General features: G+C 59.8%; 23 protein-coding genes and 2 pseudogenes. 11 read left to right on the top strand and 14 right to left on the bottom strand.

Translation table 11 applies throughout. The features are described from left to right. Nucleotides 1–28: 28 nt before the first annotated feature. Complete coding sequence (locus ACTF4R_RS13325; RefSeq protein WP_440008375.1) at nt 29–127, top strand: C2H2-type zinc finger protein; 99 nt, start codon at nt 29–31, stop codon at nt 125–127. A 327-nt stretch (nt 128–454) separates the two neighbouring features. Here the strand turns inward: ACTF4R_RS13325 and ACTF4R_RS13320 are convergent, their stop codons facing one another. Together ACTF4R_RS13320 and ACTF4R_RS13315 are read right to left on the bottom strand one after the other, a co-directional pair. Next, nucleotides 455–1,816 carry a dihydrolipoyl dehydrogenase gene (locus ACTF4R_RS13320; RefSeq protein WP_440008374.1) on the bottom strand — a complete coding sequence of 454 codons (1,362 nt, stop codon included), beginning with the start codon at nt 1,814–1,816 and terminating at the stop codon, nt 455–457. 163 nt (nt 1,817–1,979) lie between these two features. Continuing rightward, entirely contained in the window at nt 1,980–2,447 is a 468-nt protein-coding gene (locus ACTF4R_RS13315; protein ID WP_440008373.1) for a GNAT family N-acetyltransferase, read from the bottom strand. Nucleotides 2,448–2,511: 64 nt separating this feature from the next. On the opposite strand from ACTF4R_RS13315, the gene ACTF4R_RS13310 reads away from it, so the two are divergent. From ACTF4R_RS13310 to epsC, 4 genes and pseudogenes are all read left to right on the top strand, one after another. Next, nucleotides 2,512–2,688 carry a hypothetical protein gene (locus ACTF4R_RS13310; protein WP_440008372.1) on the top strand — a complete coding sequence of 59 codons (177 nt, stop codon included), beginning with the start codon at nt 2,512–2,514 and terminating at the stop codon, nt 2,686–2,688. Nucleotides 2,689–2,875: 187 nt separating this feature from the next. Further along, a pseudogene (locus tag ACTF4R_RS13305) lies at nt 2,876–3,520 on the top strand (winged helix-turn-helix domain-containing protein); the annotation flags it as partial. Continuing rightward, entirely contained in the window at nt 3,508–3,843 is a 336-nt protein-coding gene (locus ACTF4R_RS13300; protein WP_440008371.1) for a DUF7351 domain-containing protein, read from the top strand. The pseudogene ACTF4R_RS13305 and the gene ACTF4R_RS13300, both read left to right, overlap by 13 nt. A gap of 265 nt (nt 3,844–4,108) precedes the next feature. Beyond that, a complete protein-coding gene (gene epsC, locus ACTF4R_RS13295) occupies nt 4,109–4,993 on the top strand; it encodes a serine O-acetyltransferase EpsC (RefSeq protein WP_440008370.1) in 885 nt (294 codons plus the stop codon). Between the two features lie 361 nt (nt 4,994–5,354). On the opposite strand, the gene ACTF4R_RS13290 is transcribed toward epsC, so the two are convergent. The 7 genes from ACTF4R_RS13290 to ACTF4R_RS13260 all read right to left on the bottom strand — a co-directional run bounded on the left by ACTF4R_RS13290 (nt 5,355) and on the right by ACTF4R_RS13260 (nt 9,613). Then, a complete protein-coding gene (locus ACTF4R_RS13290; protein ID WP_440008369.1) occupies nt 5,355–5,582 on the bottom strand; it encodes a hypothetical protein in 228 nt (75 codons plus the stop codon). 185 nt (nt 5,583–5,767) lie between these two features. Beyond that, complete coding sequence (locus tag ACTF4R_RS13285) at nt 5,768–6,172, bottom strand: helix-turn-helix domain-containing protein (RefSeq protein ID WP_440008368.1); 405 nt, start codon at nt 6,170–6,172, stop codon at nt 5,768–5,770. A 66-nt stretch (nt 6,173–6,238) separates the two neighbouring features. Further along, on the bottom strand, nt 6,239–7,237 hold the full coding sequence (locus tag ACTF4R_RS13280; protein WP_440008367.1) for a sulfite exporter TauE/SafE family protein: 999 nt from the start codon (nt 7,235–7,237) through the stop codon (nt 6,239–6,241). Nucleotides 7,238–7,239: 2 nt separating this feature from the next. Further along, a complete protein-coding gene (locus ACTF4R_RS13275) occupies nt 7,240–7,389 on the bottom strand; it encodes a DUF7512 family protein (RefSeq protein WP_440008366.1) in 150 nt (49 codons plus the stop codon). Between the two features lie 93 nt (nt 7,390–7,482). Next, nucleotides 7,483–7,935 carry a DUF6691 family protein gene (locus ACTF4R_RS13270; protein ID WP_440008365.1) on the bottom strand — a complete coding sequence of 151 codons (453 nt, stop codon included), beginning with the start codon at nt 7,933–7,935 and terminating at the stop codon, nt 7,483–7,485. Next, nucleotides 7,932–8,432 carry a YeeE/YedE family protein gene (locus tag ACTF4R_RS13265; RefSeq protein ID WP_440008494.1) on the bottom strand — a complete coding sequence of 167 codons (501 nt, stop codon included), beginning with the start codon at nt 8,430–8,432 and terminating at the stop codon, nt 7,932–7,934. The genes ACTF4R_RS13270 and ACTF4R_RS13265 overlap by 4 nt, the downstream gene beginning before the upstream one ends. A gap of 2 nt (nt 8,433–8,434) precedes the next feature. After that, nucleotides 8,435–9,613: an MBL fold metallo-hydrolase gene (locus ACTF4R_RS13260; RefSeq protein ID WP_440008364.1), complete on the bottom strand. Its 1,179-nt coding sequence runs from the start codon at nt 9,611–9,613 to the stop codon at nt 8,435–8,437. A gap of 204 nt (nt 9,614–9,817) precedes the next feature. Between ACTF4R_RS13260 and ACTF4R_RS13255 the strand changes: the two genes are divergently transcribed. The 5 genes from ACTF4R_RS13255 (at nt 9,818) to ACTF4R_RS13235 (ending at nt 13,467) form a co-directional block, all read left to right on the top strand. Then, a complete protein-coding gene (locus ACTF4R_RS13255) occupies nt 9,818–10,060 on the top strand; it encodes a sulfurtransferase TusA family protein (RefSeq protein WP_440008363.1) in 243 nt (80 codons plus the stop codon). A gap of 5 nt (nt 10,061–10,065) precedes the next feature. Next, nucleotides 10,066–10,449, top strand: a complete 384-nt coding sequence (locus ACTF4R_RS13250) for a DsrE family protein (protein ID WP_440008362.1) — start codon at nt 10,066–10,068, stop codon at nt 10,447–10,449. A gap of 2 nt (nt 10,450–10,451) precedes the next feature. Then, a complete protein-coding gene (locus tag ACTF4R_RS13245) occupies nt 10,452–11,024 on the top strand; it encodes a DsrE/DsrF/DrsH-like family protein (RefSeq protein ID WP_440008361.1) in 573 nt (190 codons plus the stop codon). Nucleotides 11,025–11,498: 474 nt separating this feature from the next. Continuing rightward, the gene (locus ACTF4R_RS13240) at nt 11,499–12,269 is read left to right on the top strand and encodes a class I SAM-dependent methyltransferase (RefSeq protein ID WP_440008360.1); all 771 of its coding nucleotides are present in this window, start codon (nt 11,499–11,501) and stop codon (nt 12,267–12,269) included. Between the two features lie 169 nt (nt 12,270–12,438). Then, complete coding sequence (locus ACTF4R_RS13235) at nt 12,439–13,467, top strand: winged helix-turn-helix domain-containing protein (RefSeq protein WP_440008359.1); 1,029 nt, start codon at nt 12,439–12,441, stop codon at nt 13,465–13,467. Nucleotides 13,468–13,529: 62 nt separating this feature from the next. On the opposite strand, the gene ACTF4R_RS13230 is transcribed toward ACTF4R_RS13235, so the two are convergent. Further along, nucleotides 13,530–14,210 (bottom strand): hypothetical protein, encoded by a 681-nt coding sequence (locus ACTF4R_RS13230; RefSeq protein WP_440008358.1) that lies wholly within the window; start codon nt 14,208–14,210, stop codon nt 13,530–13,532. 440 nt (nt 14,211–14,650) lie between these two features. Beyond that, the gene (locus tag ACTF4R_RS13225) at nt 14,651–15,052 is read right to left on the bottom strand and encodes a DUF302 domain-containing protein (protein ID WP_440008357.1); all 402 of its coding nucleotides are present in this window, start codon (nt 15,050–15,052) and stop codon (nt 14,651–14,653) included. Between the two features lie 240 nt (nt 15,053–15,292). Between ACTF4R_RS13225 and ACTF4R_RS13220 the strand changes: the two genes are divergently transcribed. After that, complete coding sequence (locus tag ACTF4R_RS13220) at nt 15,293–15,619, top strand: SHOCT domain-containing protein (protein WP_440008356.1); 327 nt, start codon at nt 15,293–15,295, stop codon at nt 15,617–15,619. 8 nt (nt 15,620–15,627) lie between these two features. Here ACTF4R_RS13220 and ACTF4R_RS13215 read toward each other — a convergent pair. The 3 genes and pseudogenes from ACTF4R_RS13215 to ACTF4R_RS13205 form a co-directional block, all read right to left on the bottom strand. After that, nucleotides 15,628–15,732: pseudogene (locus ACTF4R_RS13215) on the bottom strand (four-helix bundle copper-binding protein); the annotation flags it as partial. Nucleotides 15,733–15,740: 8 nt separating this feature from the next. Further along, on the bottom strand, nt 15,741–16,355 hold the full coding sequence (locus tag ACTF4R_RS13210; protein ID WP_440008355.1) for a molybdenum cofactor guanylyltransferase: 615 nt from the start codon (nt 16,353–16,355) through the stop codon (nt 15,741–15,743). Nucleotides 16,356–16,403: 48 nt separating this feature from the next. Beyond that, complete coding sequence (locus ACTF4R_RS13205) at nt 16,404–17,657, bottom strand: P-loop NTPase (RefSeq protein WP_440008354.1); 1,254 nt, start codon at nt 17,655–17,657, stop codon at nt 16,404–16,406. Between the last annotated feature and the right edge of the window lie 2 nt (nt 17,658–17,659).

Here is a 17,659-nt window from a genome sequence, read left to right as displayed (position 1 = left end):
ACTATAATCCTGTTGCGTCTGTAGCAGTATGGCAGACGAACACGAATGCCAAGTCTGTGGTGAAACGTTCAACTCAGAAGACGAACTCAATGAGCACGCACAGGAGGAACACGAGAACGAAATGTGACATCGGAACCTCGCGAGAAGCGTTGCCCTTCAAGGCGGCGAGGATGCCACCCTACCGTTCTCAACGTCGTTGTATTCAGTGTTCAACTTGCTGTGCCCAATCATCAGCTACACTGAACAGCATCCCACAGTTCAGACAGAGGTATGGATGGGCCTGTGAGGGAGCAATACGGGTATCTTGTGAATCGCATTTCGGACAACGCGGGAGGTCTTCATATCGCCGACTCACAAAAACGCCCCCCTCGAGAACTGGCGCTGCCACTGTTCGTCACGACCGCTGATTACGATACCGCCGCTGTCTCGACCCCTTTTGTCCAGTGCTGGTGATTTAGACCTTCTGGAACGCATTTCGAATCACCTCGTTTAGCGCCGGATGGATGTGAATAATACGTCGAACATCTGCGACTGTTCCCGACCCGCTCACCATCACAGCCAGCACTTGGTGGAGGAGCGTTGACGCGTCCGAACCCACGATGTGACAGCCCAGAATATCGCCGTTATCAGGATCGGCGAGGACTTTCACGAAGCCCTCTTCGTCCTTTATTGCCATTCCCATCGCCACATTTCGATATGCTTCTACCCCTACGTCGTAGTCTCGATCAGCGTCGATCAGTTCGTCTTCTGTCTGCCCGACGCCTGCGACTTGCGGTGATGTGAAAATCGCATGCGGCATCGCCGTGTAATCGACTTCCCGTCGACGTTCGGCGATCGCATTATAATACACGTACTGTGCCTCTCGATTAGCGGAGTGTTTGAACATGTAGTTCCCGGCGATGTCGCCCAATGCCCATACATTCTCCGCCGTCGTTTCGAGATATCCGTTTGTTTTGACGAACCCACGGTCGTCGGTTTCGATACCGGCCTTCTCCACGGCAAGTGTATCTGTGTTCGGAGTCCGCCCAGTCGCCACCAGCAATTCATCCCCCGTCGGTTCGATTTCCTCGCCGTCATCGTTTTGTGCAGTCACCGTTATCGTGTCGTTCGTAGCCGCGATACGTGACGGTTCGAAGCCAGTGTGCACGGTGTACTTTTCGCTGAACGTGTCGGTTACTGTCTCTCGAACATCGACATCTTCGTTCGAAATGAGGGTATTGCTTCGTCCGATGATCGTAATATCGGTGCCAAGCGCCCCATAGAAATGCCCCAGTTCAGCGGCGATGTATCCACCGCCAATGATGATGAGACGGTCGGGTTGTTCCTCCAGCTCGAGCGCTTCCTTGCTCGTGAGATAGGAGATTGAGTCAAGCCCCTCAATTGGAGGGATTTTTGGTCGAGCTCCAGCTGCGACGACAATCTTCTCCGCCGTAATCTGCTCATCGTCGACACGAAGCGTTCGCTCATCAGTAAACTCGGCTGCTGACCGGTAGAGGGTATGCTGCTCGGAATGTTCGAGTCCTTGCCTGATGTTTTGCGCGCTCTCGGCGATTTCCGCAGTCACCTCCTGTACCATCGCCGAAAAATCAATGTCCTCGATGTCAGCGTGAATTCCGAATTGTTCAGAACCGGCGATCTCCTCCACGAGATCGGCACGATGAATGAGCATTTTCGAGGGAATACAGCCCCGATTGAGACAGGTCCCACCGGCCGGTCCTTTCTCGACGACCGCTACGCTTTGGCCTCGACCTGCCGCTGCAGATGCCACGTCAAGACCTGATCCCCCACCGATCACTATCAGGTCGAACTCTCTCATGGTTCTCCCTGGGTACTCCTTGCATCTACTTAGGAGTTCGTGGGGAAGAGAATAGCGTCCTCCTGTTGAGAATGCGAACTCCAGTACGGCGTCTACCTTTCAAGATGAGCGCTCACCCATCATAGTGGAAATCAGTTAGTCATAGATGACACGGTAGCACGACTCACTCGAGGGGTTGCGCGTAGTCGACTTGCTTCGGGTGGAACCCGGTTTCGCGATAGAACCGGCGCGCATCCTCGTTCTGCCACTCGCAGGAAACCTTGAGATGGTCACAACCTCGGTCGCGAGCTATCTCCTTTACTCGGTCGACGACCGCCGCGCCGTGACCGCGGTTCCGGTGGTCTTCGTCGATGGCGAGATTCACGATGCGAAGATACTGCGAGTACTGCCGAGACGAGTGGTGGCCTTCACGGAGCGTGACAAACCCGATGGTCTCGTCCTCGTGAACGACCAGGTAGTCGGTGACATCCTCGTCGTCAAGATGAGAACGGAAGCCATCGTCTGGAACTTCGTCGACATCCGTATAGGCAAGCTCGTTCAGGTCGTCGTACGCTTCCATCGTGCTCGCAAGGGAATACCACCGGTCGACGAGTGCGTCGAGGTCTTCGGCACTGGCTTCGACGAGTTTCATACGATAACTCCTCGACACTCGTTCTTTAAACAATCTTATCAGGAATAGTGTAGTAGGATTGACTATGAAGCAGACAACACGGGCGTTTCTTACCGGTATAATCGGGGTCCTCGGGACTGCTGTTTTCGTTGGACTAACTGTCTATCCCTTCCACTACGGCTTCGTGGAGAGTGCTCTCCTCGCAGGCGCATTTGTCTTCCTTGCCCTCTTCGAAACTGTACTCGACAGATCCACTCTCTGAGTCGGGTTAGAGACTTCGTCGTGGCGAGGCAGCTTGCTTTGTTCTATAGACCACAATCTACTATATATTCTACTTTTCTGTCTGTAAGAAACGTTGTGAAAGATACAGAGCACGTACCTATCACTACTTTTCCAGATATCGTAGCCATGTTAACTATGAACGCATTCTACAGGAGAAGTGAGAGCCGATGAACACCGATACCCTCGCGGAGGAGGCAGCGGACGAAGCGTTCGCGATTCTGGGGAACGAAACGCGGCTCGCCATCCTGTTCACACTCTGGGAGCACCGTAACACTGACGTCCACGTCGCTCAGCAACCACTGACGTTCACGGAGTTGCGCAAGGCCGTCGGCATGCGCGACGGCTCGCAGTTCAATTACCATCTCAAGCCACTTCTCGGGCGATTCGTCCACCATACGGAGGACGGCTACATCCTCCGGCGCGAGGGCGAGCGCGTGGTCAGCGCGATCCTCGCCGGGACGTTTACCGACGAGGTCGTTTTCGACGCAGAACCGCGCGACGAGCCCTGTCCCATCTGTGGCGGCCAGACTGTCCTCGAGTGCAACACCGACCGCACCCTCGGTCACTTCGCGGAAAGGTGCACCGAGTGCGAGGGCACATTCGGCGGTACCGGGTTCGATGGGGCACTGAGCCTGGCCGAATCGCTTTCGCCCGTCGGCACCCGCCGGCGTGACCCGGAGGCGTTCTACTCGGCGCTGACGGTCAAGATCAAACACGATATCATGTCGGCTGTGGAAGGAGTCTGTCCCGACTGTACCGGGCCCATGAGCGTGAGCCTCGCGTCTGTCCCGACCACTAGGTGGAGCCGGGCCGCCGCTGTGCGTCGTGTGACACCATCTTCGAGGTGCAGTTCATCAGGGTCTGTGACGTCTGTCACCTACTGGTCACCGGTCCGAGCAACCGATACCTGCTCACCGAGCCACGCGTGCTCGTGTTCCTCGACGAGCACGAATACGACCCTTGGGAGGACTGGCTCCGTGTCGAACTGGAGGTCGTCGAACGCCAGACAGTCCTCTCGGAGGACCCGTTCGAACTCGAAGTGGTGCTGGAGGCCGACGGTGACCGAGTGGTCGCGATTCTCGACGATTCGGGGGCCGTCACCGGTCTCCACGAGGGAGCGTCGGCGAAAGCGTAGCCCGCCAGCGAGGATGGACAGTCTTCCCTGGCGACTCGATCGGTGACTCCACCAGCAGTTCTACGCAACTTCTTATCCTGATTTTGGCATTGTGCGGTCCCGTTCAACCGGGTTGGACGACTCCGAGTCACTCTCCGCGATGAACATGCGCCCTCTGTTCAGCACGATTGTGGAACCTTTCTCCTACTGAGGATTTCGACAGAGCCGTCGAACCTGCCGCCGTATCCCATAGCCTCTTTCCGGCTAGCCGCTTACGGAGAGAGTGATGGAGTACCGCTACACCGGCAACGCCCACCACGCGCTGGTCGCCGCCTACGAGGCCGACGAGCCCCCATTCCCGGTCCACGAGCCGCGTGCCGCCCCCGAAACCTCGCACGCGCGCACCGAACTCGCCCTCCTTCACCGCCTCCTCTTCCCGAGCTGCTGGAACGCCTACGCAGACCACGCTGATCCCGACGACGTCCAGGAGACCCTCACTGAGCTCGGCGAGCAGCTCATACGGGGCTGCCGACTGTATGCCGCCGCCGACGCCGACCCCCGGGACTGTATCAGTGCCGTCCTCGACGACCTCCCCGAGATCAGAGAGCGTCTCAAACGCGACGTCGAGGCCGCGTACAAGGGCGACCCCGCTGCGAAGTCTTACCTCGAGGTCATCCGGGCGTACCCGGGGTTCCACGCCATCGTCGCCCAGCGTGTCGCCCACGAACTCTATACGGAGGGCGCGCACGAGTACGCCCGCGAACTCACCGAGGCCGCCAAAAGCGACACGGGCATCGACATCCACCCCGGCGCCGAGGTCGGGGACTACTTCTTCGTCGACCATGGCACCGGCGTCGTCGTCGGCGAGACCGCCACTATCGGTGATTGGTGCCGGCTCTACCAGAACGTCACTCTCGGCGCCCTCCACTTCGAAGAAGAAGAGGGCGCCGACCACGCGCTCAAGAAGGGGTACAAGCGCCACCCCGACATCGGCGACCACGTCGTCATCGGTGCCGGGACGAACGTCCTCGGCGCTATCACCGTCGGCGACCACGTCAGCATCGGCGCCAACTCCTGGATTACCGAGAACGTCCCTGCGAATACCACGGTGTACGTCTCTGAACACCCCGACCAAGAACGCAAATCCAATGGCTGTGAGACCAGGGACTGACCCCCGCTACGTTCTCGTGAAGGCCACCCAGTTGGTTGACACAGCGCTCACGGTCGTCGCGCTGGATGACGTGCCCGCGTACCGGAAACTTCGAGCTAGCCGTTCGTGCAGCAGTCGAGGCTCGTCAGTCCGAGTTCAGGCCCAAGCGCCGGATTGCAACCGACGGTGGATTGTGGAGGAGCTGTCGGCTTTACGCCCGCCCTGAAGGGCGGCGTTCTCGTCGTTCCGGCTGACGAGTTCGAAGTAGCTGAAGTCTGGGACACACTCGGTGAATCCATCTACGAGGGCCACTCGAGAGTATAGACTATTCAATTGACGTCTCTATGACCGGATTTTGACCGCGAAGTAGCCCTGCCGCTCATCACGGCTCGGTGAGCCGAAGCTCGCCGTCGACTTCGTAGAGATGCCCACGTAACAGCAGGCGTTCGATGATATCGTCGGCGGCTGGTTGGCTCAGGCCCTCTTCTTCAGCGAGGATCGTACAGGCGCGCTCGTAGCTAAAGCTGTCGTCGTGCGGCGCTGTTGTCGTGAGCGCGTCAAGGGCGTCTCGGGCCAGTGGTGGGAGCGTCGGTTCACCGTTCGAAGCCATCCTACTGCTAGATTGTGGAGAAAACGGGTAAAACCCTGTGACGCCATCCTCCGGGAAGAGAGGCACAGCTGTTAGCAACTCCGATTAGAGGAAACGAGCGGACGGCGTGGAATGCTGGGGGAGTGGACGTTGGATACGTCGCTTACGTTCGACATCCTTGACTTCAGGCTAAGTGAACAGCCGGGTTAGCTCTCTACGGGTGCAGCGGGCTGCGTTTCTTCACTGTACCTGTCGTTGAACTCGCCGATGAGCTGCACCATTTGGGCGTACCAGTCATTGAGCGTTCGCTGCATCTCGTTAGGAATCTCCTTGGCGTACCGCAGCCGGTAAACGTGGTAGTAGCCGCCCTGTTCGTAGTTCACCTGCTCTTTCTGGATGAGGCCTGTCTCGAGGAGCCGCTGGACGGCCCGATACGCGGTCGACCGTTCACGTTCGACCTGTTCAGCGATCTCATCGACGGTGAGAGGGCTCTGTCGTTCGTGAAGCAACTGGAAGATGTCCGTGTCGATTTCCTTGAGATCGTGGAAACATTCTAGCAGTCCTTCGCATTGCATGTCCTTTTGGAGCATCCCGCTCATTGATTCGGTCATTACTAACTAGGAGTAGGAGATGCAGACTCAAAAGAGTTTGTATGGTTAGTACAATACTACACCAGACTATGACGTGGTGAGCTGACACAACGTGCTAGTCCGATCGTCCCGGAGCCGACAGATGGCAGCGAGTATGACCGCGCTGCTCACGAACAGCGCCGCCCCGAAGATGAGGACGGTACTCACGGTGTTGAGCACCTCGATACCGTAGACAGTACCGAGTTTGTTCGCGGCGACGGCCACGCTCCCGGCGAGCAGCATCGCGGCGAAATACCCCTTGATCTCGTCTTCGTCCACGAGGTTCGTCGCCCCTGCCCCGATGCGTGCACCGAGCGAACTCCCGAGGAGCAGGAAGCCGACGACGGGCAGCGCGACGGACCCGGATTGCGCGTACGTGAATGCGCCGAACGCGCCCGAAATCGTAATCTGGAGGATGTCCGTCCCGACGGCGATGGCTGCGGGTACGCCGAGCCCGTACATCATCGCAGGCATCAAGAGGAACCCACCGCCGACGCCGAGGAATCCGGAGAGAACGCCGATGACGAGTCCTACCGCGAAGATGATGGTCGCCGAGACGCGGACACCACCGCGTAACGTCACCATCGGCGGGATGTGGATGGACTGGACGCGGTCCGCGAGGTCACTACTCGTTTCGGCGTCCTCGTCATCGGACCACGCGTCGCGGAGCGTGAGCAGTCCCACTATCGCGAGGAGACCGACGTACGCGACGTTGATGATGAGATCGGCCATGCCAGTCGCTTCGAGGAAGAACACGACGCTCTTCCCACCTTCGATGCCGAGAGTCATGGCGATCGTCATGATCACCGCGAGTTTGTAGTCGACTTGCCCGTGGTCGCGGTGTCGAAGCGCGCCGATGACGCTCGTCCCGAAGACGAACGCCAGCCCACTCCCGACGGCGACCGTCGATGGGTAGCCCATAACGAGCAGCGCGGGCGTCACGAGGAACGACCCGCCCATCCCGAAGAACCCGAAGAGAGTCCCGATGAGCAGGCCGAACCCCACGAAGACCGCGATCATGGTGAGACTCATGCCGAAGATCGCCATCGTCAGTCACCTCCAACCGCGTCGATCACGGCTGAACCGAGTATACTATTGAGCACACCATACCCGACGTACAGGACGATTGCCTCCGCGAAGACGAGCCCCACGGTGGCTATCGCCCGCGCTGAACCGCTCAGGGTTTCCAGTCCGAACATGTCACGCAGCCTCCGTTGTCTTGTTCTGATATACCATTATAGTGCAATTCTGCTGTCGCTCGATTGTGCTGTAAGCGGATGAGTACATGATAGTTAGCTAGTTGATGCGTCGCCAGTAGTGAGCGACCGAGCGTATCCCTGTGTGTACGCACCGAGGAACATTCCCGCAATCGCCCAGAGGATGGGGTAGTTGCCGACGCCGAAGCTGGCATAGGCTGCTCCGGGACAGATACCGGAGAGCCCCCACCCGACGCCGAAGATAGCGCCGCCGAGCAGGACGTTCCTGTCGAACGACTTCAGGCGGCGAGTGTACGCGTCGTCGGTGAGGGGTGCGCTGTCGAGGAACCGGGTCGCCACCGCGAACGTGAGACCGGTGACGACAGCTGCTCCACCCATCACGAACAGGAGGCCGAAGTCGTCGAACTGGAGGAAATCCAGGACGACCTCGGGACGAGCCATCCCACTGATGGCCAGGCCGAGTCCGAAGATGAGCCCCCCGATGTAGACGACGGGTAGGAACAAGGGGCCGCGTTCGCTCTCACTCATGGTGACACCCCCGTGGCCGCGACGAGTTGGGCGGTCCCGATCGCGGTAACCAGGAAGGTTGCGACGTTCACCAGCGAGGTGTTGGACAGCGAGCCGACGCCACAGACGCCGTGACCCGACGTACACCCTTTGCCCAGGCGAGTGCCGACGCCGACGAGGAAGCCGCCCCCGAGCAGCCGCCACCACTGGACATCAGTTGTCCAGATGGCGGGGTCGGGCGCAAGGACGAGCCCCCAGACGGCCGCGCCACTGACGATACCGACGGTGAACACGACCCGCCAGCCGCGCGACTGGATGTACTTGAAGCGGTTGAACCGGTCGACACCCGAGACGTACGAGAGCGTCGACTCGAGGAACGTACTCGCGCCCGCGATGATTCCGGTTGCGAGATAGATGACTGCCGCGCCGAGCCCGACGAGCAGGCCGCCGAGGAGGTACGGCAGTATCCCTCGCGGGAAGGGATCTCCGAATGCGAGCAGCGGGACGAGTGGCTCCATCATCAGTTAGTCAGGGCCTCATCGCTCGCAGCGCAGTTGTTCGGGCCGAGCTCGAGCTCGAACGCCTCCTCGTCATCAGGAGTTTGCTGGCCGAGGTTGGTGGCGATGATGTCCTCGTAGTTCGCCGGCTGGGGCGGCATGTCCGCGACGATGAACTCGACGAACTCGTCTTCGTCCATCGTGAGCGCGTCCATCCGCTCGACCAAGTCGCCAAGTTCCGCGGTGTACGTACCGTCGTCGTTTGGCGTCGCCGCATCACTGAAGTGCGCCGGCGCGACGACCGTGTCGTCGGGCTGGATTAGGACCTGCTTCTGCAGGCTCTCGTAGAGCGTCCGGGCTGCATCCTTCGCAGCCTCGGGATCCTCGAGGTCGGGGCGAGCCACACTCTCGGTGAAGAGCCCGTCGCCCGTGAACAGGACGTCACCGACTTTGTATGCGGTCATGCCGGTCGTGTGCCCGGGCGTATAGATGACCTCGATATCGATGTCACCGACCGAGAGGGTGTCACCGTCAGTGACCGTCTCGTAGGACGGTTCGTAGTCGACGCCCCGATCTGCAGCTGCCGCCGGAAGGACTGCCGTTGCGTCCGTCTCTGTCGCGAGGTCGCGAATGCCAGAAATGTGATCGGCGTGGACGTGCGTATCGAGTGCGTACGTGAGGTCGGCGCCCAGAGTGCGTGCGTCTTGGACGTACTCGTCGGTGAACGCCCGGAGCGGGTCGATTACGGCGGCTTCACCGTCGGAGACGATAAGGTAGGCGAGACACCCGCTGGATGGCCGTCGGTACTGGGCGACCGTGGCGTCGACGTCCGCGTCGAGTTCTTGGTACTCGTAGATACGTGCCCAGCCCTTCATGCCGTGTGCGAGGTGGTCGACGTCGTAGCCGTCCTCGTCGAGGTGTTCGGCGACGAGCTCGCTCGAACCACCCTTCGCACACAGGACGGTAATGCGCTGGTCGTCGGGGAGGTCTGCGTGGAGATTCTCAGGGATGCCGTCGAGCAACTCGAAGTACGGGTAGTTCACGATGTCGACGTTCTCGCCGTCGATGTGCCACTCTTCGAAGTTGCCCTTCGAGCGTGCGTCGAGAATAAACACATCCTCGCCGCTGTCGATGCGATCCTTCAGTTCGGGTGGCGTGGTCGATGCGACCGTTGTGTCAGATTCGGGGTCCGGTTCGGTCATCGTCACTCCCGTCTACCGACTGCTCGTAAATAAGGCTTTGTATAGTAGTTCATCTACTACACAACACTCTTTCTTGGAATTTTGCCGCTCAGCGTCGCTAAAGAGCCTATAATTATAGTGGGCATGAGGGTATTGCCCCAACGAAGGATTACCACCGACACGCTTTTCAGAGCCCACCCAGTATTGGGTAGTGGAGTCAATATCATGACGCAGTACGAAGTCACCGAGACCCTCGACGTAAAGGGCGAAAACTGTCCGATGCCGGTCGTCAAGACCAAGCAGAACATCGACCAGCTCGCCGAAGGTGAGATTCTAGAGGTCCTCGCAACCGATCCCGGAAGCATGAGCGACCTTGGCGGCTGGGCCGATACAACCGACGGCGTCGAACTCGTCGACCAGCAGGAAGGCGACGACGCGTACACACACTACGTGCGCAAGACCGAGTGATCACAATGGAGAAAATCGGAATTATCGTCGACAACGACAGTCCGAAGAGTCTCGCAATGGCGATGAACCTCGGACACACGGCTATCGCATCTGACACCGAGGTCCTCGTCTACTTCACTTTCGACGGACTCACGCACCTCCTCGAAGGCGAGAAGGATGTCTCAGAGATCGAACCGCTGCTCGAAGCGGGGATGCCTAATCCCTACGACCTGCTCGACGCGTTCGTCGCCGACGGCGGCAATCTCGTCACCACGGTCGCCTGCACGACGACGCTCGACATGCTCGAATGGGACCAGGAGTCGATCGACGACACCGTCACCACCAAATTTGCGGGCGCGGCCACGTTCCTCGAGGAAGTCGAGAACGCTGATCAGGTGTTCACCTTCTGACGATGAGTACGGATACATCACCGTCATCGAGTGAGGGCGCTCCCTCGCGCGCCGAACTCGCTGCTCGTATCGACGAGCTGGAGACACAGCTCGCCGCAGCGACAGACGACGACGGCCAGCCGAAAGTGTCGATCATCGCGACGAAGGGAACGCTCGACATGGCGTACCCGCCGCTCATCCTCGCCAGCACCGCTGCCGCGTTCGGCTACGAAGTGACGGTGTTCCACACGTTCTGGGGACTCGACATCCTCCACGAGGAGCGCTCGAAGAATCTGAAGCTGAGTTCGGTCGGCAACCCCAATATGCCCGTGCCGAACGCCGTCGCCGCGTTCCCCGGCATGGATCGCGTGACGACGAAGATGATGGAGAAGAAAATCGACGACAACGACACCGCTACCATCGAAGAACTCATCGAGACGTCTCTCGATATGGGCGTCGAGTTCCAGGCGTGCCAGATGACCATCGACCTGATGGATTACGACGAGGACGACTTCTACGACGGCGTGAGGACGGGCGTGGGCGCCGCCACGGCGATTCAGGACATGGCCGACGCCGACATTCAACTCCTCATCTAACGGCCGCGTTTCTTCGCTCTCACCAGTAAACTCGTGGAACAGTCTGGATCAATACGTTTAGCGGGACGTAGGGCTTTCACCCTCGGAGCGTGACCCGAGGTACTCGGCCTGCTCCGCCTGTAGAGTCGCCGGACGAATTCCGTCGGCAAAGAGGTGGTCCACCGAATTGCTCAGCCAATGCTTTGTACTACCCATCTACCCGACAGAGCTGTTCAGTTCGTGGTGCGAACTAATCACCGAACAGTATGTCAAATGAAGATAGTAGTCGTCGCGGCGTGCTGAATACAGGGCACGTACGGTCTCTCGGCCACGTTGTTACGTCAAGAGCGTACTCTTCAGTTGTTGGAAAACGTGGCCCCGAGGGTTCTGGCGACGTTATCACTTCTATCGTTATCAGCAAGCCGAACATCGATTCATGTGGTGATGTACCAACCCTACGAAATATTGATACTGCGTGCGAATGGAGGACGACTCATGACCGAGCATAGACAGGAGAACCAACAGCTCTGGAACGAGTGGAGCGAGGAGTTCCAGGCCGTGTGGAACGCAAATACGGGGGAAGGAGAGCTTCCACCAGCCCCGTCCCCGTTTGCGCCGGATGCCCCGGGAGGCAGCCACCCCGACATTCTCGCCTCTGTCGAGGGCAAGGACTACGTCGAACTGGGGTGCGGTGGGGGTCAAGGGAGCGTCGGTACGGCCAAACTAGGGGCTGAGACCGTCGTTGGAGTCGATTTCTCTGGAGAGCAACTGCGGCACGCACGACGGTTACGGAACTTCTACGGCGTTGAAGTCCAGTTTATCAAAGGTGACGTGACGAACCTTCCGCTCGCTGACGACGGGTTCGACGTAGCGTCCTCCGAGGCAGCTTTCCAGATGGTCGAACATCTCGACCAGGCTCTCTTCGAAGCCCATCGCGTCCTGCGGGATGGCGGTGTCTTTGTACTCAGCGTGCCACATCCCCTCTACGAGAATCTCGATAACGACACGGGGAGTATCGAGGGGAGCTATTTCGACACTAGCCCTCGGGAGATTACGATCGACGAGGACTACGAATCGAAGTTGACCGTCTTCGACCGAACGGTTGCCGACCTTCACAACGCTCTCGTCGACGCCGGGTTCGAGGTTCGACGGCTCATCGAACACAGGCGTCATGAGGTCAGGGAAAACGAACCGGCGGAAAGCGACCTCCCTGAGATACTGTGGAACGTGCCACAGAGTGTTCGGTTCTGGACAGTCGCAAAGTAAGTCGGCGGTCGAATCGGAACGAGCAATTGACGTTTGCTGAAAACACACTCTGTATGCAGCACGCCTATTATGGCAGATTCTGGCAACTCATCCGGAGCGTGCTGAATACGCGCCCTGTATTCAGTACTCGCCCCTCCGTTTTATATCGCGGTGTGTGTTACTCTCTCACATGCACAGATTGAATTCGACCGAGTCACCACTGGAGGCGGCTGCGGGCGCTGCCGGGCCACGCGCGACGGAGGCTTTCTCCGTCCTGGGGAACGAGACCCGGCTGGCGATCTTGCTGGCCCTCTGGGAGGCATACGAACCGTTTGAAGCGGAGAACACCGTCGCGTTCGCGGAGTTGCGCAAACGCGTCGGGATGCGCGATGGCTCGCAGTTCAACTACCACCTCACGCAACTCGTCGGGCACTTCGTCCGCCACACCGACGACGGCTACGAGCTCCGGCGCGCTGGCCACAAGCTCGTGCAATCGGTCATCGCGGGTGCGGGCCTCGACAACCCTGAACTCGACCCGACCGAGGTCGACCGGGCCTGTCCTGTGTGTGGCGCGCCCACGGTTGTTACCTACCACGATGAGTGGCTCTTTCATGTCTGTACCGAGTGCGAAGGGCGATTCGGGAACCGCGATCAGTTTCCGGAGGGGACGCTCGCAGGGGTGAACCTCAATCCGGCTGTTGTGACCGACCGGAAGCCCGAAGAGCTACTCAATGCGGCCTTTGTCAGGGGAACGTGGAACTTGCAATCCGCGGTCGAAGGGGTGTGTGCCGAGTGCTCGGGCCCGATGGAGGGGTGGCTACACGTCTGTGACGACCACGGGGCCGAGGGGGTATGTCCAAATTGCGACCGGCGGTACGAGGTGATGGCTCGGTTTCGCTGTCCCGTCTGCAAGGCCTCCGGCGAGTATGTGCCATCGTGCTCGTGGCTGGTCATGCACCATCCAGCCGTGATCGCCTTCTACGCCGACCATGGGGTTCCCCTCCAGTACGATGATGACAGTGGGAGTTTCCAACCGCGATACCGAGACGTAGATCCCAAGGAGGACATTGACTTTGAACTCATCACAACAGATCCACCCCGTGTTCGAGTTACGTTCCAGCATGAGGGTGCCGAATTGGAACTGACGCTCGACGAGAACGTGAACGTCATCGACGTAAGCGAGAGAGGGAGACCCGGTGTGAATCGCCTCGGGACTTGATCTCCGAGGCATCCGTCTCGAACCGCCCCATACATCCGGAAATCAGACCGATTGCACTGTGGTCAGAGTTCTTCGAGGGGGACACAACCGGGCATGTTGGCGAACCGGGAATTCGGCAGGCTGAACACGCCTTCCGGGTTCCTTTCGTGCACCCACACGTGCAAGTCCCAGATATGCATTCCCGTCCCGGGATCTTCGATGAGTATCCATCCGTCCTCCTCAGGTGTCCCTCGAAGCGTATCCCCCTCCAGTGGTTCGCTTTCGTCGTTGAAGAGATCAGGCTTGGGAACTTTGGGATCGTCGTTCTCGTCCAGTTCGGTAGGGAGGATGAATTCGGCGCCGCCGAGTTCGAGCTTTCCATTTTCGTCGACCATATAGAAGAGGGACTGTGGGTTTTCGGGGTCGAGCTCGCCTTTTTCCCAGAGAGCGGCATTGTCGAAGTGAAGACCCTCGCTACAAACGATCGGAATCGGCGCACTGACGTACCCTGCGTCGGCCATGTTCTCCAATCGTTTGAATGGCTGCGTTGCCTCGCGAACGACTTTCAGCTGATCGGTCAGCGTGGTATCGTCCCAATCGGTCGATCGCGCTATGGCAGTTCCAGGTCCACCTCCGGCGGCAGCAATGGTCGCCGTAACGACGCCCGCCTTCAGAAGTCGACGACGGTTGACGTCGAGATGGTTCCCGTCCGTTGCCGTTCGGTCACTCTCCACTGGTTCTCCCGTTATTGACGTTCGTTTCATGGTGTGTCGTGGGTGTTGTTCGGACGTGACTGCGTTGCCGATCACGTGGGTGAACGGCGGAGGGGTGACTCCACGAGGAACCCGTGGTATGTCAACCCCTACCGAACCGAAGTGGTGGGGTGCAATAAGTGTTAGTTGAATTATATTTCATCAAGTGAGATGATAGGTCGAAACCCAACGGCTGTACCGGTGTCGCGAAGGGACGTCCTTTGGAGTTGGTACGTTTGTCGTAGACCACTGTCTGTCCACAGTGTGAAGATGTCGTTCGGGACCGATTGCTGCTGAACGTAGGTTCACCAGTATTGACTGGTACGTATCAGAACTATGGGTGGCGCACTGCTCGCAGGAACGTGGCTGAAAGAGTACTGCGAACCCTGTTGAGTACGGCGAACGCGGGGAGCAAGTAGCTGAATAGTGATGGGCTGTGGCGGAGAACCCCGTCAGTACGCGGCGGCAACGTCGTCGAGTACGCGGTCGAATCGGTCGCGAACATCTCCGGCGATGCCATCTAAGTCCCGGTTGTCGACGACGCCGAGCAACGTCTGGGGGTCGACGGCGCTGACGACCACGTCGCCGTCGTCAGCCTCGTAGACTACGACGTTGCATGGCAGGAGCGTACCGAGGTCGCGTTCGGCGTCCAATCCCTGCTCTGCCAGCGGTGGGTTACACGCCCCGAGGATGCGATACTCCGGATATCCTTCGAGACCGAGTTTCTCCTCCAGTTTCGCCTGTAGATTGATGTCACTCAGGACGCCGAACCCTTCCTCTTCCAGCGCCTCAATAGCTGAATCGACGACATCCTGAAACGGCCCATCGACGCGCCGGGTCATTGTGTACTCCATAGCCACTCCCCCGGTTCGTCCGCCATTGGCATAGTGTTTGAGGCACAATCGCGGTCGCCGCTGTCCCCTCACTATCGAGGACGGCGATACAGGCAAACCGCGCCGAAACGGCATTCTCAAGCGGTGAGAATGAACGGCTCGATATAACCCGATAGTCGTCGTAGTAGCAGATAGAAGGGTGAACTCCACATGACTCTTGCCAGGCAACTCGAAACGAGAATCGTAGCGCTAGTCGCTACCGTGACCACGCTCGTCGCAACCGCGACCGGAACGGTCGTCGCCGACCCAGTCGGCGGTGGACACATGTGGGGCGGCGGCCACATGTGGGGAAACGGCTGGATGGCTGGATCCGGATGGATGGGACTCTGGGGTATCCTCTGGATGGTCATCCTCCTCGTCATCCCGCTCGCGCTCGTATACGTCCTGCTGAGTCGTCGTGGATCCGAGCGGGGGACCGACCCCGCGCTGGCGACGCTCCGAGAACGATACGCTCGTGGTGAAATCGACGACCAGGAGTTCGAAACACTCCGGGCAAAGCTTTCCCGTCGCGGCGATGCCGATCACTAGCACATCGTGAATCGGACGTTGTCGCTGGCGAGGTCGGCCACGTCCCGGCAGAGTCGGATGCACCGGGACATATCCACGCCCTCGTCGGAACACTTCTCCGCGCACCACTCGCAGGCCTACACTATCTCTCGATTTTGCGCCGAATCCTGTGATATTCTCGCTTCGTATTGACGTTCTCGACCGAGGTACCAAGCGACACGTCCGACGGAGCGGTCGAAATCGGAACGGTCTCCAGCTCTGGCAGGGCGTCGTGGAGTGCTCGGAGGCTGGCGTCCGGCAGAAGTTCACTGCGAACGTCGGCCACGGCGTCCCGTCGATAGAACGCGTGCAACGGTTCAGGCTCACCGTCTGCATGCACCGGGACGAGCGCATCCGGTGATGCACGCGCTGTCGGGAGCCGGCTTGCGAGCCACTCTATCGCCTCAGCGGAGAGTCGTGGCATATCGCACCCAGTCAGGAACAACCACTGCTCGTCGATAGCGGAGAGCGACCCGTACAGGCCCGAGAGCGGCCCCTGAAACGATGGCGCGTCGGACGTAAACACCAGGTCGTCCACCGAACCAAGTCCCGTCTCTACGGTGGCACGTTGGTCAGCAGTATCCACAGCGATTATCGGTGGGTTGTCCGTTACGCTGCTCACTGCTTGGACGACACGTTCGACAAACGTCGTCTCGTTCACGACCGCGACCGCCTTATTCGTCTCACCGAAGCGTCGGCTGCGGCCGCCAGCGAGCACGACGCCGCTAAACGAGGGGTGACGGCTAAAATCTCTGGACACGGCTACTCAGGGATGAACTGCTTTGAGCGCCCACTTTTCGAGCCCCCGACGTTCAACCGTGAATTCGGGGAGTACTTCGGTCGGCTTTCCGTCCGTACCCGCAAGATTGGTCAGGAAATCGCCAACCTGTGTCGGATCGCGGTCGCTCACGAGGTAGAGTGATTCCCCGGAGTCGAGGCTCTCGAAGGTCTCGCGCACGCGATCTACACGCTGTTGTCCCTCCAGTCCGCGGAGATCCACCGGGTTCTCGGGCAGTTCGAGGCGCTCGACGTTCTCCAGTCGGCCCATCACGGTGTCGGCCAGCGACGCGAACGAGTCGGGTGCGGTGCCGGGTTCGGGCGCGTCTTGCAGGTCCGTCGAGAACGGGAGGCGAGCCAGCACCTGCATGTCGAGTTCGTCTATCGGGGTCTCGCCGGGGAAGGTGTCGTGGTCGTGGCCGCACTCCTCGCAGACGAACCGGTCCATGTTGACCACCGTGCCGAGGACGGGAACGCCGTTCTCGTCGAACAGCCTGCGACTCCGACGGGTGTCCTCGATGCTGGTGTGAAACGGTGTCGTGACGAAGACGGCCCCGTCGATGGGCACCTCCTGCAGCGTCGTGAGCGCCACGTCGCTGGTGCCGGGCGGCAGGTCGATGACCAGCACGTCGGGGGCGTCCCACGCCGCGTCGGCGAACAGGTCCGAAAGCGCGTCGTGAGCCATCGCGCCCCGCCACGCCAGCGGGCCGCCGTCGGTCATCAGGCCGACGCTCAGCACTTCGAGGTTGGAGTTTCCGACCGTCTCCGGGATGGGCCGCCCCTCGTCGTCGGACATGATGGGGCCCTCGACGCCGAGCAGGGAGGGTACGTTCGGCCCGAAGATGTCGGCGTCGAACAGCGCCACGTCTCGATCGGCCGCCAGCGTGCAAGCCAACTGAGTGGCGACAGTGGACTTGCCGACCCCGCCCTTGGTGGACGCGACTGCGACGACCGAATCTATCTCGGCGATGGACACTCGGCCCTCGGTGTCGGCAGTAGCAGGTTCGACGTGGGCGCTCTCGACGCCTGCCACGTCCCGGACCGCGCTCAACATCGTCTCCATGACCTCGGTGCTGGTCCGAGGGTCGAACTGGGTCAAATCGACCTCGACCGTGACCGCCTCGTCCTCGACGTCGATGTCCGCGACCAGTCCGGCTTCGAACACGTTCATCTCGGTCCGGGAGTCCCTGACCGACCGGAGCGTCGCTTCCACGTCTTCCCGAAGTTGGTGTTCCGTAGGCATGC

Source organism: Halomicrococcus pelagicus (assembly GCF_051917725.1).
In the GTDB taxonomy this organism is placed as follows: domain Archaea; phylum Halobacteriota; class Halobacteria; order Halobacteriales; family Haladaptataceae; genus Halomicrococcus.
This window is presented reverse-complemented; position numbering and strand designations above follow the sequence as displayed.